General features: G+C 65.7%; 13 protein-coding genes. 2 read left to right on the forward strand and 11 right to left on the reverse strand.

Translation table 11 applies throughout. The annotated features are described in order from the left end of the window. Window positions 1-3 precede the first annotated feature (3 nt). The 6 genes from DU478_RS08545 to DU478_RS08570 form a co-directional block, all read right to left on the reverse strand. Window positions 4-1,038 carry a cysteine synthase A gene (locus DU478_RS08545; protein WP_114510540.1) on the reverse strand — a complete coding sequence of 345 codons (1,035 nt, stop codon included), beginning with the start codon at window positions 1,036-1,038 and terminating at the stop codon, window positions 4-6. A 55-nt stretch (window positions 1,039-1,093) separates the two neighbouring features. Beyond that, window positions 1,094-2,215, reverse strand: coding sequence for a gamma-glutamylcyclotransferase (locus tag DU478_RS08550; RefSeq protein ID WP_114510746.1), 1,122 nt, complete (start codon window positions 2,213-2,215; stop codon window positions 1,094-1,096). Between the two features lie 5 nt (window positions 2,216-2,220). Next, window positions 2,221-2,661, reverse strand: coding sequence for a TrgA family protein (locus DU478_RS08555; protein WP_114510541.1), 441 nt, complete (start codon window positions 2,659-2,661; stop codon window positions 2,221-2,223). A 3-nt stretch (window positions 2,662-2,664) separates the two neighbouring features. Further along, window positions 2,665-3,873, reverse strand: coding sequence for an SAM-dependent methyltransferase (locus DU478_RS08560; RefSeq protein WP_114510542.1), 1,209 nt, complete (start codon window positions 3,871-3,873; stop codon window positions 2,665-2,667). 83 nt (window positions 3,874-3,956) lie between these two features. After that, window positions 3,957-5,378: a cryptochrome/photolyase family protein gene (locus tag DU478_RS08565; RefSeq protein ID WP_114510543.1), complete on the reverse strand. Its 1,422-nt coding sequence runs from the start codon at window positions 5,376-5,378 to the stop codon at window positions 3,957-3,959. 62 nt (window positions 5,379-5,440) lie between these two features. Further along, window positions 5,441-6,640 carry an aminotransferase class V-fold PLP-dependent enzyme gene (locus tag DU478_RS08570; RefSeq protein ID WP_114510747.1) on the reverse strand — a complete coding sequence of 400 codons (1,200 nt, stop codon included), beginning with the start codon at window positions 6,638-6,640 and terminating at the stop codon, window positions 5,441-5,443. A 349-nt stretch (window positions 6,641-6,989) separates the two neighbouring features. Here DU478_RS08570 and DU478_RS08575 point away from each other — a divergent pair, with 349 nt between their 5' ends. Next, window positions 6,990-8,573 carry a BCCT family transporter gene (locus tag DU478_RS08575; RefSeq protein ID WP_407703153.1) on the forward strand — a complete coding sequence of 528 codons (1,584 nt, stop codon included), beginning with the start codon at window positions 6,990-6,992 and terminating at the stop codon, window positions 8,571-8,573. 101 nt (window positions 8,574-8,674) lie between these two features. Here DU478_RS08575 and acuI read toward each other — a convergent pair whose 3' ends face one another. The 5 genes from acuI to DU478_RS08600 form a co-directional block, all read right to left on the reverse strand. Then, window positions 8,675-9,664: an acryloyl-CoA reductase gene (gene acuI, locus DU478_RS08580; RefSeq protein ID WP_114510545.1), complete on the reverse strand. Its 990-nt coding sequence runs from the start codon at window positions 9,662-9,664 to the stop codon at window positions 8,675-8,677. 108 nt (window positions 9,665-9,772) lie between these two features. Next, entirely contained in the window at window positions 9,773-10,876 is a 1,104-nt protein-coding gene (locus tag DU478_RS08585; RefSeq protein ID WP_114510546.1) for a dimethylsulfoniopropionate demethylase, read from the reverse strand. Between the two features lie 82 nt (window positions 10,877-10,958). After that, window positions 10,959-11,477 (reverse strand): DinB family protein, encoded by a 519-nt coding sequence (locus DU478_RS08590; RefSeq protein ID WP_199488309.1) that lies wholly within the window; start codon window positions 11,475-11,477, stop codon window positions 10,959-10,961. Continuing rightward, window positions 11,474-12,181, reverse strand: a complete 708-nt coding sequence (locus tag DU478_RS08595; RefSeq protein ID WP_114510547.1) for a DUF1326 domain-containing protein — start codon at window positions 12,179-12,181, stop codon at window positions 11,474-11,476. The genes DU478_RS08590 and DU478_RS08595 overlap by 4 nt, the downstream gene beginning before the upstream one ends. Window position 12,182: 1 nt before the next feature. Continuing rightward, window positions 12,183-12,971: a DUF2182 domain-containing protein gene (locus DU478_RS08600; protein ID WP_114510548.1), complete on the reverse strand. Its 789-nt coding sequence runs from the start codon at window positions 12,969-12,971 to the stop codon at window positions 12,183-12,185. An 82-nt stretch (window positions 12,972-13,053) separates the two neighbouring features. Here DU478_RS08600 and DU478_RS08605 point away from each other — a divergent pair, with 82 nt between their 5' ends. After that, window positions 13,054-13,776 carry a FadR/GntR family transcriptional regulator gene (locus tag DU478_RS08605; protein ID WP_114510549.1) on the forward strand — a complete coding sequence of 241 codons (723 nt, stop codon included), beginning with the start codon at window positions 13,054-13,056 and terminating at the stop codon, window positions 13,774-13,776. The last annotated feature ends 24 nt before the right edge of the window (window positions 13,777-13,800 follow it).

Below are 13,800 nucleotides of genomic sequence, written 5' to 3' on the forward strand. Positions count from 1 at the left end.
CGGCTAGACGTCCTCGAAGACGCCGGGAATGCTCGCGGGGGCCCGGTCGATCCATTTCGGCAGCGGCAAACCCTTTTCCGACAGGAACTCCGGGTTGAAGAGCTTGGACTGGTAGCGCGTGCCGTAGTCGCAGAGGATCGTCACGATGGTGTGGCCCGGCCCCATCTCGCGCGCCATCTTCATGGCGCCGGCGACGTTGATGCCGCTCGATCCGCCCAGGCACAGACCCTCGTCGCTCAGCAGGTCGAAGACCACGGGAAGCGCCTCTTCGTCGGTGACCTGGCAGAGGAAATCCGGCTCGAAGCCTTCGAGGTTGGCGGTGATCCGGCCCTGGCCGATGCCTTCGGTGATCGAGGTGCCGGTGGCGTTGGCCTCGCCCTCCTTGTAAAGCGAATAGATCCCCGACCCCATCGGATCGGCGATGCCGCATTTGACGCCCTTGGGCTGCAGCGCCGCGCCGACCCCGGCCGCCGTGCCGCCCGATCCCACCGCGCAGATGAAGCCGTCGACTTTGCCATCCGTCTGCTCCCAGATCTCGGGACCGGTGGTTTCGATATGGGCCTGGCGGTTGGCGATGTTGTCGAACTGGTTGGCCCAGATCACGCCCTTGTTGGAATTGCGCGCCATTTCCTCGGCCAGGCGACCAGAATACCGCACGTAGTTGTTGGGGTTCTTGTAGGGGGCTGCGGGCACCTCGACCAATTCCGCCCCAGCCAGGCGGATCATGTCCTTTTTCTCCTGGCTCTGCGTCTCGGGGATGACGATCACGGTCTTGAAGCCCATCGACGCGCCCACCAGCGCAAGGCCGATGCCGGTATTGCCGGCGGTGCCTTCGACGATGGTGCCGCCGGGTTTCAACAGGCCCTTTTCGACCGCGTCCTTGATGATGTAGAGCGCCGCGCGGTCCTTGACCGACTGGCCGGGATTCATGAACTCCGCCTTGCCGAGGATCTCGCAGCCGGTGGCGTCGGACGCCTTGTTGAGCCGGATGAGCGGGGTGTTCCCGACCGCCGCGGCCAGGTCAGATGCGATGCGCATGGGGGGCCTCATTGATGCTGTGTTGCCCTTGGTGTAGGCGGGCACGGATCGGAACTCAAGCCGCCGCGCGCAGGGCGGCGCGGTGCCGCGCCAGCCACAGGATCATCATCACCAGCGGCCCGGCGTTGATCTCGCCGCTGTCGATCAGCGCGAGCGCCCTGTCGAAGCCTATGACATGGCTGCGGATATCCTCGTTCTCGGCATCGAGCCCGCCCAGTTCGCCGCCGCGTCCCGCAAGGTCGCAGAGCCCCAGGAAACAGTGAAAAAACTCCGAGCTGTAGCCCGGAGAGGCATAGACCCGGACCATCGGCCGCAGGTCGCCAAGTTCGAGCTTTGCCTCCTCGACCGCCTCGCGGCGGGCGCAATCGGCGGGCTCCTCGCCCGCGTCGACCAGCCCCGCGATCGGCTCCAGGACCCAGGGCGCCGGATCGCCACGGCCAATGGGACCGTAGCGCAGCTGTTCGATCAGCAGGATCTCGTCGCGCATCGGGTCATAGGGCAGCACCAGCGCCGCGTCGAAAGCGATGAACGCCTCACGCGGTACCGGATCGGTCATGCAGCCGTCGAACCGGCGGTGCGCGATGTCGAATGTGCGGATGCGGAAGAAGCCGTCGTAGCCGTCGTCGCGGGAGGTCATCTGCACATCGGCGCCTGTCATGCCGCTGCGCAGGGTCTGCGGCGCCGGGTTTGCCGCCATCTGCCGGGCCCACCCGCGGGACCGGAAAATCGGCATCAGCGGGCGCACGGCCTCCGCGGGGACGCGACCGAAACGGGCCATCGCCTCTTCGGCGGCATGCAGGGTGATCCCGGCCCATTTTGCCTCCCAGTCGGGCAGCGACCAGGGCGCGCCGGGCGGCCAAAGTCCCTCCTGCGGGAAATAGACCCGCGCCGGCACCGATCCGTCCGGGCCATCGACCATGACGTCGCGCAGGTCATAGCCGAACCCGCCTTCGTAGAAATCGAGCCGGGCAAGGTCTTCGATGGTCACGTCGCGCAGCAGCAGGCCCTCGGCGGCCCGGCCAGGCGCGTGGCGGATCATCGGAAAGGCGTTGTCCCGGACCCAGAGCGCCTCGTGATCCGGCAGGCGGGCCGGAACGGTGACCGCATCGTCGCGGCCCAGCACAAGGCGCAACAGCGGCTCGTGACACAGGGTGCCGTAGAAGAACAGGTCTTTCACAGGCATCACCGATAGTTGCGCGCGGCGAATTCGCTGACCAGCCCGGTGACGATTGCCCCGATCACCAGCAAAACAAGAACCGAGGGCGCAAAGAGGATCGCCCCGAAGTCGATGGCGATCTCGAAAATTGCGGCAAACGCCTCCATCGGCCCGTCAAAGCGCCGGCGCATGGCCAGCCGGACCATTTCGTTGATCGCCTGCACGCCGAGGCCAAGCAGAACCAGCGCCACCGTGCCGGTAATGCCGTTGGAAATCGCCGCGGAGATGCCCCGCCCGGCGCGGCTACCGACGATCACCCAGCCGCAGGCAAAGCCGATCACCGCGTTGACCATGGAAAAGATGCCGAAGGCCGTGCTTTCGGGCATCACCGACTTGATCACCTCCGACGTCAGGTAGCCCAATGCCGCAAGGCAGATGGCGGCAAAGAGGCGGGCGGCGGTGGGCATCGGTCAGCTCGGTCTCGTGATCGTGATCTGGGTCACATCACAGATACCGCTGCGAAAGGCTGCCGCACAAGAGGTCAGGTAAAAATTCCACATCCGTCGGAACCGGTCGTCAAAGCCCTGCGCCGCAGCCTCGTCCCACCGGGCGTTGAAGCTTTCGTGCCAGCGGCGCAGCGTCTGGCTGTAGCTTTCGCCGAATTCCATCGACCGCGCCACGGTCATGCCCGCCCTTTCGATCTGGGCGCGCAGCACCGACGGGCTGGGCAGCATGCCGCCCGGAAAGATGTATTTCTGGATGAAATCCGGGTCGCGCTGGTAGGCCTTGAAGCGCGCATCCTGCACAAGGATGATCTGCAGGGTCGCATTCGCCCCCGGCTTCAGCCGGTCGCGCACGGTGTTGAAATAGGTGGGCCAGTACTTTTCGCCGACCGCTTCGAACATCTCGATGCTGGCGACGCCGTCGTACTGCCCGCGCTCGTCGCGATAGTCCTGCATCTTGAAGGTCACGCGGTCGGAAAGGCCGGCTTTTTCAATACGTTCAACAGCGAAGTTGTACTGCTCCTGGCTGATGGTCAGCCCGGTCACCCGAAGCCCGCGTTCCTTCGCGGCATATTCCGCGAACCCGCCCCAGCCGCAGCCGATCTCCAGCACGTGATCGCCCGGCTTGGCCCCCATCTGGTCCACCATGGAGGCGTATTTGGCGGTCTGCGCCTTTTCCGTGCTTTCCTGGCCGGTTTCGAACAGGGCGCTGGAATAGGTCATCGTGTCGTCGAGCCAGAGCCGGTAAAAATCGTTTCCCAGGTCGTAGTGATAGCTGATGTTGCGGCGCGCCTGGCGCTTGGAATTGCTCTGAAGCCAGAACCGCAGGCGTTCGTAGGCGCGCACCAGCCCGATACCGGGAAAGCCGTCGTACATCTCTTCATTGTCGGTGTGGATGAGATCCATGAAGGCCATGAGATCCGGCGTGCTCCACCAGCCGTCGAGATAGGCATCGCAGAACCCCAGATGGCCTTCGCGGATCATCCGGGCAAAGATCTCGTCGTTGTGGATGTCGAGTTCCGCCACCGGACCGGGCAGCTTGCCCTCGGCCCGGAACCGCCGTCCGTCAGGCAGAACGAAATCCAGCCGCCCGCGCCGCATGGTGCGCACCATGTCGAACACCGGGCCGAAATAGCGCGGCAGGTCGGTCTGATCGGTGGTGTCCATCAGGACCATGCCGGATACCTTTGTGTCGTGGGACACAGGCAATTTACCGGGTCGGGCCTCGGGCGCGCAAGGGTTACTCATGGTCATACGTCTTAGAAGTCCCTGTTTTCATAGGCTTCGAGGGCACGTTTGCGTCCCTCGTCAGCATTTACGACCGGCTCCGGATAGTGGTCGTCCGGTTCCATGTTCCAGCTTTTCGGAATGGCGTCGAAGTAACGGGCTGCATCGCCGGTAAGTTTCGCGCCGGGCTTTCCCAGCCAGCGCTGCACATAGGCGCGGTCCTTGTCGAACCGGTCAAGCTGCGTGACCGGGTTGAAGACCCGGAAATAGGGCGTGGCATCCGGGCCCGATCCCGCGGACCATTGCCAACCCATGGCGTTGCTCGCGGGGTCCCAGTCGATCAGGCAGTCCTCGAACCACTGCATCCCGATTTTCCAGTGACACATCAGGTGCTTGGTCAGGTAGCTTGCGACGATCATCCGGGCGCGGTTGTGCATCCGTCCGGTCACGTACATCTCGCGCAGGCCCGCATCGACGAACTGGATGCCGGTGCGCCCCTGTTTCCAGGCCTTGACCTCGGCCTTTCGCTCGTCCTCGTTCCAGGGAAAGGCTTCCCAGTCCTCGCGCCAGTTGTCGGTCAGAAGCCGCGGCGTGTGCCACATCAGGTGATAGGCAAACTCCCGCCAGACCAGCTCTTTCAGGAAAGTTTCGGCCCCCGGCTTGCCTTCCTCGCGGGCGCGCAGGCCCGCGTGCCAGCATTGCTGCGGGGTGATCTCTCCGAGGCTCAGGTTCTCCGACAGGCACGAGGTGCCGTCGGTGCCCGGAATGTCGCGCGCGTCGTTGTAGTCTGCCACCTTGGAGGCCATGAAGGCCCCCAGCCGCGCCTGCGCCGCCTGTTCGCCAAGCTGCACGAAGGGGCGCACCACATCGGCGCCGCGGTCCATGGCGGCGCCCAGGCGCCAGTCGTCGAGGGTTTCGCTGTCGGGCCAGCGGCCCGGCGCCTTGATCTCGCCGGGCGCGGCCAGCGGTTCGGCCACGTCGCGCGTCTTCACCGCATTCCAGAACGGGGTGTAGACCTTGTAAAAGCCGCCCTGCTTGGTCTCGACCGTCCAGGGCTCGAACATCAGGTGCCCGGCAAAGCTTCGAGCTTCGACGCCCTGCTCTTTCAGCGTTTCCTTGACCTTGGTGTCGCGCTCCACGCTCTGCGGATCATAGGCGCGCATCCAGTAGACCGCGCCCGCGCCGGTCTCGTCGATCAGCTGTGTCAGCTGCTCCAGCGCATCGCCGCTGCGCAGGATCAGGCGTGACCCCTTGTCCTGCAGAGCCTCGGCCAGGCAGCCGACGCCCAATCCAAGCCGCCATTTCGGCGCGGCCCCCAGATCGTCCAAAAGGCCATCGCGGAGGAACACCGGCACGATCGACCGCCCGGTTTTCACCGCCGCCGTCAGGGCCGGATGGTCGCTCAGACGCAGGTCGCGCCGGAACCAGAGGAGAATGGGAGACGTATCAGCCACGAGTTACCTGTCTTTTGCCAGTTTCGGCAAAGACATAGCGCGCCCGGAGCAAGGTCAAACGCTTACAGCAGCGCATCCAGCGCGTCGATCAGCCGGGCCACCTCGGCCTGCGAGGTGTAATGCACGAAAGACAGCCGCAGCACGCCGCGGGACTCGTCCAGCCCCAGCCCGGTCAGCGCGCGGCCCGCGTAGAAATCGCCGCCCCCCGCCATGATGCCGTGTGCCGCCAATTCCGCGGCCACCTCCGCCCCCGGCCGGTTCAGCGCCAGCGCCACCGTGGGTGCGCGCCCTTCGGCCCTCGCCGGTCCCAGCAGCCGGACGGAGTTGCGGTCCTTCACCGCGTCCAGCAGCGGCTGCAGCAACGCGACCTCGTGCGCGCGCATCAGGTCGTGCACGCCGCCCGAATCGGTGCCGTGATGCGCGGCCAGCGCGTCGATGTAATCGGCGATGCCGGCGCAGGCCGCCACCTGCGCGTGATCCGGCCCGGCGGGCGTGAAGCGCTTGTAGAGCGTGCCGCCGTTGAAATGATGTGCCTGGTTCGGCAGCGCCTCGGCCAGCGCCTGCCGGATGACCATGATCCCCTGGTGCGGCCCGTAGGTCTTGTAGGCGGAAAAGAGGTAGATGTCGGCGCCGAGGCTGCCCACGTGGGGCAACCCGTGCGGCGCATAGCTCACCCCGTCGACGCAGACAAAGGCGCCCGCGGCATGGGCCCGGGCGGTGATCTCGACAACCGGGTTGATCTCTCCGACGACGTTCGAGCAATGCGGGAAACAGACCAGCCGGACCTTTTCGTCCAGAAGATTCTCGAGCGCGTCGGGGCACAGGCTGCCGGTGTCGGGATCCATGCGCCATTCGCGGATCTCGATCCCGTCCTCGGCCAGCCGCCGCCAGGGGCCGGAATTGGCCTCGTGATCCTGGTTGGTGACGACGATGGCCTCTCCGGGCAACATGAACCTGCGGAAGGCCTGCGCCAGCACATAGGTGTTCTGCGTCGTCGAGGGGCCGAAGGACAGTTCGGCCGGCTGAACCCCCAGCAGCGCCGACAGCCGCGCGCGGGCCTCGTCCATCTCGGCCCCCGCCGCATGGGACGCGGCATAGGGCGCGTAGGGCTGGACCTTCCGTTCGACGCAATAACGCGTCAGCCGGTCGATCACCGGCTGGCAGGCATAGGACCCGCCGGCATTTTCGAAGAATGCCTGGTCCTTTAGGGCGTCCACGTCGAAAGCCGGAAACTGCGCCCTGACAAAGTCGATATCCAGCATGAAGTCCCCCTGTTTCCCGCCGGCCACAAAAGCCGCGAATGCCCAGAGCGTCAAGCCTGCGGACCGGGGCGGCGCCGCCCGGCTGTCCTGCGCGGTCCCTCCGCGGGCCACCGCATTTCCCCTGCAAAGGGTCGCAAAGTATCAAGTCTTCCAGACGCGGGGTGGCCATTCTTTGCCGATCGGGGCATGATGGCACGGTCCGTACCAATCCGGTTTCACGCCGCCGGGCCTCGAGCCGACCGGCATCTCCGCGCGACCGGAGCCGATAATTCACACAGACACGGAGGGACATATCTTGTCAGACCAATCCATGCCGGAGGGCGTCCCGACGCCAGACGGCCAAGTCAACATGATCGATACCGACTACGATATCGGTCAGGACAACATCGACGGCAAAGTCGGCCCGTTCGGCTTTGACATCCACAACCCGGTCTTCGTGATCTCGGGCCTCAGCGTGGTGATCTTCGTGATCTACGCCCTCATGTTCAACGAACAGGCCTCCGAGATCTTCGGCGCGTTGCGCCCCTGGCTCACCAGCACCTTTGACTGGTTCTTCATGCTGGCGGCCAATATCTTCGTGATCTTCTGCCTCTTCCTGATCGTGTCGCCCTGGGGATCGGTGCGGCTCGGCGGCACCGAAGCCACGCCCGATTACACCTACCTGGGCTGGTTCGCGATGCTCTTCGCCGCGGGCATGGGCATCGGCCTGATGTTCTTCGGCGTGCTCGAGCCGGTCTACCACATGGCCATCTCCTCGCCGCTGGGCGTGCCCTCGCCCTTTGCCGAAGACGGCACGCTGATCCCCGAGAATGTCGAGGCGGCACGCAGCATCGGGCTTGCCGGAACGATCTTCCACTGGGGTCTGCACCCTTGGGCGATCTACGCGGTCGTGGCGCTGGCGCTGGCGCTCTTCACCTACAACAAGGGTCTGCCGCTGACGATCCGCTCGGCCTTCTACCCGATTTTCGGCGATCGCGTCTGGGGCTGGACCGGCCACATCATCGACACGCTGGCGGTCTTTGCCACGCTCTTCGGTCTTGCCACCTCTTTGGGGTTCGGTGCGCAACAGGCGGTCGCGGGTCTCGAATTCGTCTACGGCGTGCCCAACACCATCACCAGCCAGGTCATCTTGATCTGCGCGATCACCGCGGTGGCGCTTGTGTCGGTGCTGCGCGGCCTCGACGGCGGGGTCAAGGTCCTGTCAGAGGTCAACATGGTCGTCGCCGCGCTGCTGCTGCTCTTCGTTCTGCTGGCCGGTCCGACGGTACTGATCCTCACCGGCTTCGGCGAAGGTCTGGTGGCCTATGCCCAGGATCTGGTGCCGCTGTCGAATCCGTTCGGACGCGAGGACGACAGCTATCGCGAAGGCTGGACCGCCTTCTACTGGGCCTGGTGGATCAGCTGGTCGCCCTTCGTCGGCATGTTCATCGCCCGCGTCAGCCGCGGCCGCACGGTGCGCGAATTCGTCACCTGCGTGATCCTGATCCCCAGCCTCGTCTGCGTGCTCTGGATGGCCGTCTTCGGCGGCACCGCGATCGAGCAGGTCATCAGCGGCACCGGCAGCCAGGTCAAGGAATACGTGATCGACAGCTACAGCCCCGAGCTTTCGCTCTTTGGCATGCTGGCGGACCTGCCGCTCGCGGCGATCACCTCGACCATCGCCATCGTGCTGGTCATCGTGTTCTTCGTGACCTCGTCCGATTCCGGCTCGCTGGTCATCGACACGATCACCGCCGGCGGCAAGATCGACGCGCCCGCACCGCAGCGCGTGTTCTGGTGCATCTTCGAAGGTCTGGTGGCCATCGTGCTGCTGATCGGCGGCGGGTTGTCATCGCTTCAGGCGATGGTGATCTCGACCGGCCTGCCTTTCACGCTGGTCCTGCTGCTGATGTGCTGGGCGATCTTCAAGGGGCTGCAAAGCGAGAAACGCTAGCCGCTTCGACAGCCTGAGAATCGAAACGCCCCGCCGGTCATACGGCGGGGCGTTTTTCTTTGGGTTTTCTGTGCGTTTTCCTGTGTCGGTCCGACGCGCTGTCAGACGTTCACATCCACCACGACACGGCCCTTGACCTGCCCCTTGAGGATATCGGCCCCAAGCTGCGGCAGATCGGCCAGCGTCGCGGGCTGCACCATCGCCTCGAGCTTGTCCATCGGCAGGTCGCTGGCGATCCGCTTCCAGGCGCGCACCCGGTTGTCATAGGGCTGCATGACCGAATCGATGCCCAGCAGGTTCACCCCGCGCAGCAGGAACGGCACGACCGTCGCGGGCAGGCCCGCGCCCCCGGCCAGGCCCACGGCGGACACCGAAGCACCGTATTTCAACTGCCCCAGCACCCTTGCCAGCATCGACCCGCCCACGGCATCGACGCAGCCCGCCCAGGTCTCGGTCTCCAGCGGCCGCTTGACAGTCTCGTTGATCTCCTCGCGCGGCACGATCCGCGCCGCACCCAGATCCTTGAGGTAACTTTCGGTCTCGGGCCGCCCGGTCACGCCCGCGACCTCGTAGCCGAGGTTGGCCAGGATCGCCGTCGCGACCGACCCGACACCGCCCGCGGCCCCGGTCACCAGCACCTCGCCCTTGTCCGGGCTCAGCCCGTGATCCTCGAGCGCCATGACCGCCAGCATCGCCGTGAACCCGGCGGTACCCACCGCCATCGCCTGCCGCGTGTCGAGCCCATCGGGCAGCGGCACCAGCCAGTCGGCCTTGACCCGCGCCTTCTGCGCGTAGCCCCCCCAATGCGCCTCGCCGACGCGCCAGCCGGTCAGCACCACCTTGTCGCCCGCCTTGTAACGGTCGTCCGAGGACTCCTCGACCGTCCCGGCAAAGTCGATCCCCGGCACATGCGGATAGCTCCGCACCAGCCCGCCGCCCGGCCCGATGCAGAGCCCGTCCTTGTAGTTGACCGTGGAATATTCCACCGCCACCGTGACCTCGCCCTCAGGCAGATCGTCGAGGCCGATGTCCTTGACGGACGCCGAGGTCTTGCCCTCGTCGTCCTTCTCCACAACCAATGCCTTGAACATCATGCGCTTCCTTTCCAGTCGCAGGACCAGCCCCCCGCTTCATCTTGCCAGTAAACCTCCGGGGAGTGTGAGGGGCTGGCCCCTCACTCCCGCCGCTCAAAGCCCGTATCAGGCCCAGAACCCCTCGCGCACCACGGCACCGCGGTCGCCGCCGGGGCAGCGCACCACCAGCTGGGTGCCCGCCTCCCAATGGGTCATGCGCACCATGCCGATGGCGACATTCGTTCCATGATCCGGCGACCATGCCGCCGAGGACACGTTGCCCACATGCCGATCCCCGGCCATCACCGGCCAGAGATGCGTGCAGCCCGGCACGCGCGCGCCGCTCATCTCCAACGCACAGATCTGCCGCACGGGTCCTTCCTTGGCCACGCGCAGGAGCGCATCCCGCCCGACGCAGCCGATCGCCGTCTGGGTGTTGCAGAACCGGCCAAGCCCGCATTCGTGCGGGGTGTTGTCGCGGGTCATGTCGTTGCCGTAGCTCAGCAGCCCGCCCTCGATCCGCTCGATCAGGTTGGGACAACCGGCGCGCACGTCCCATGGCTTTCCCGACTCCATCAGCGCGTTCCAGAGCGGCATGCCGATGTCGCCGCCCTCGACGTAGATCTCGAACCCGCCCTGCTTGGAATAGCCCGACCGCGCGACGACCATGTCGCGGCCCTGGAACTGGAACACGCCGAAGCGGAAGAACCGCACAGCCCGCACCCCATCGCCAAAGACCGCCGCCATCAAGTCCTCCGCATGCGGTCCCTGCACGGCGAGCGGAGACACGTCCGGCTCGTCCACCAGCACGTCGAGCCGGAAGCCGTAGACGATGCCCTTGACCCACAAGAGCAGGTCCGAGTCGGCGATGGAAATCCACCAGCGGTCCTCGGCCAGTTTCACCGCCACCGGATCGTTGAGCATGCCGCCGGTCTCGTCGACGATGGGCACGTAGTAGCACTGGCCGGGCAGCATTCCGCGCAGGTCGCGCGGCGTCAGCATCTGCATGAGCCGCCCGGCATCCGGACCGCGCAATTCCACCTGGCGCTCGCAGGCCACGTCCCAGACCTGCACCTTTTCCTTCAGGTGCCGGTAATCCTCCTCGATGCTTTCGAACACCGTGGGCAGGAGCATGTGATTGTAGACGGTGTAGCCCTTGACCCCGGCCGCCTCGACACCGTCGGAAAACGGGGTGCGCCGCAGCCGGCGCGACGGAGAAATCATGGCCATCCGCATTCCTTTCCAGTGATAGAACATCCGACGGGACGGCGGGTGGGGCGTCGCGGCACGCGCGCGTCGTCTCCCGTCCGGATCACAACCATGGCCCGTCCTCGGGCATGAAGGGCAGATCGCTCACCGGCGCCACCGCTCCGGCGGCGGTCAGCATGGCGTGGATCTGGCCGCGGTGATGGGTCTGGTGGTTGAACATATGCACCACGCACAGGCTGCGCGGCTTGCGCATCTCGCGCCCCAGGGCGCCAGACCACCAGGTCAGGTCGCCCACCAGATCCACCGCGTGTAAACCTTCGGCCCAGAGCAGGATGCGCGCGTCGGCGCGGAACCGTTCCACCGACCAGGCCAGTCCCGTCTCGCAGAGCCCGGTGCTGCCGCCGATCCCGCCTTCGGGCGCAGTGCCGCCGTCGAACCGGCTCATCCACATCAGGTCGCCCCAGAGCAGGTGGTTCGCCGTACCCAGGAGCGAGCCGAAGAAGGCCTTGCGGTTCTTCGTGAGCTCCGCCGCTGGCAGCGCCTCGAACGCGGCCTTCAGTTGCCTGTTCTGCCAGGCATTGTACCGCGCCATCGCAACACAATACTCCGGCGTTATCATCATGCCCGCGGTCCCTTCCAGTCGATCGGGCAAATCTCGGCGGACTTGCCGCCGAAGTCCCAGATCCGCCCGAAATCGCGCACCTTGGACTTGATGCCTCGGGCGGCGATGATGTCCGGCCCCATCCAGTATTTCGAATTCGAGATCATCACCGGGTGATCGGGGCTCGCGCCCTCGATCATCTCGATCTCGCCCTGGATCTTGCGCCCGATGTAGAGTCCGCGCTTCTTGCCGTCCCGGACGATCTCGACCTTCTCGCGTTCGGCACCGACGATGTCGCTGACCAGCATGGTGAAGAGCCCCGTGGTGCCACCCGCAGCCCCCGAGAAGATCTGCAGCAGCCCGTTATAGGCCTTGCCGCTGGCGCGCTCGTCCACATAGGCCGCGACCTTCCAGCCGCCCTCGGCCATACGGCCCGGTATTTCGACCATGAGACCCACGTTCAGCCCCGAGAGGTCCTCGCCCTCGTAGTGGCCCTCGTCGATCGCGATGGCCATCCAGGCATGGCAGTGGCCTTCCGTGGGCGGATGCGCGCCCAGGCTCACCACGCAGGGACAGAACAACTCGCAGGAGCAGTTCAGGAACAGCTCGCCCTTGATCGCCCAGTCGGTCGGAACCATCTTGCGGCGCTTCGGATTCGCCATGCGCTGGTCGATCCTCTGGCTGACCGGCAGCTTGTCGGCATTCGGGACTTGTTGATCGGCCATCTCATCCTCCCAGAAATGTCGGAGCCAACCAGACCGCCACGCCTGCGGCGATCAGAAGGGCCCCCATCGGTTTCATCACACGGTGCCCGATCTGCGGCAGCTTTTCCATCACCATGAACAGCGTCGCGAGTCCCATCCAGGCCAGGTTCATCACGCCGCCGACAAAGCCCAAAAGCATGAAGCCCCAGCAGCATCCCACGCAGAACGCGCCCATACCCGCGCCCATACGCAGCCCGCCCGCAACACCCGGCCGCCAGTGACCGAGGAAATAGACCGTGGGCGCATGGCAGACGCCGTGGCAGACCTCCTTGAGCCGCGTGAACTGGAAGGCGCCGACGAGAACAAGCAGCGCCGCCTGCAGCCAGGTCTGGCGCGCGATGCCCAGCATGTCGATCACCCCGCCGTGTAGCAGCGCCACCTGAAGCGCCGCGATGGCGGCGGCAAAGCCGACCCAGACCGCGAAATAGCCTGCCAGCAGCGCCCACCAGCCGGCCCGGCTGCCGTCGGCGCTGCGCATCAGATCCTCGTAGGCGCGCAAGGTGGGGACCAGCGTCGGCCCCATCATCGCCGCCATCATGATCGCCCACATGGCGAACAGCGGGCCGAAGCGGGCCATCGGCATGTCCATGTCCATGCCCGGGTCCATGGTCCGCATAGCCTCTGCCATGGAATTGGGCCGGCCCAGCAGGTCGAGCCCCATGCCGGTGGCCATGGCGTACATCATCGCCCAGGCTGCAAGGATCGCCGCGAAGAATGCGAGCCAGGCGGTGCTGCGCACAAGTCCCTGCAATCTTTCCTCCGTCTCGCGATCCCGTCTTGACCAAATGAATGTCAGACAATTAAATGCAGGGCAAATCCTAAATGTCGGACAAATGAAAAAACCCGTCGACCTTTCCGCCCGGATCGCCTCGGACATCCGCGCCTCCATCGTCGAAGGGCGGCTGATCGTAGGCGACCGACTGCCGTCGGAATCGGAACTTGCCGAGCAATTCGGCGTGTCGCGGTCGACAGTGCGCGAGGCGCTGAAACGGCTCGCGGCGCAGAGCCTGATCCGCACCCAACGAGGTGCCGCGGGTGGGGCTTTCGTCAATCACCTTTCCTTCGAAGACGCCATGGCGCAGCAGGTCACCACCGCGACGCTTCTGCTGTCAATGAACGCCATCAGCTTTGACGTCGCCTGCGAGGCGCGGTTCGCGCTGGAACGGGCCTGCGCACCGCTGGCCGCCGCGCGCCGCACCGAGGACCAGTTGGCGCGGTTGCGGTCGGAAATCGGGCGGCAAAGCCAGCCCGGTCTGACGGACGAAGAATTCTGCGCCTCCGACGTGGCCTTTCACCGCGCGCTGGTCGATGGCGCGGGGAACCCGGTGCTGTCCTACCAACTGGCCGGGGCGGTCGAGGGCATGTTGCCGCTGATGAACATGATCACCTTTACCGCGCGCAAACGGGTGCAGATCGTCAATCTGCACAGCCGTATCGCCGAAGGATTGACCCGGCGCGATACCGTGGCTGTGGAGGCCGCGCTTCACGGGCTCGAGGATTACACCCGCACGCTGGCCCGCGATGTCATGGCGGCGCGCGAGGCGGCGCGCGGCTGATCGGCCCGGACGGTCACGCCACGC

This window comes from Thalassococcus profundi, assembly GCF_003344785.1.
Taxonomy (GTDB): domain Bacteria; phylum Pseudomonadota; class Alphaproteobacteria; order Rhodobacterales; family Rhodobacteraceae; genus Puniceibacterium; species Puniceibacterium profundi.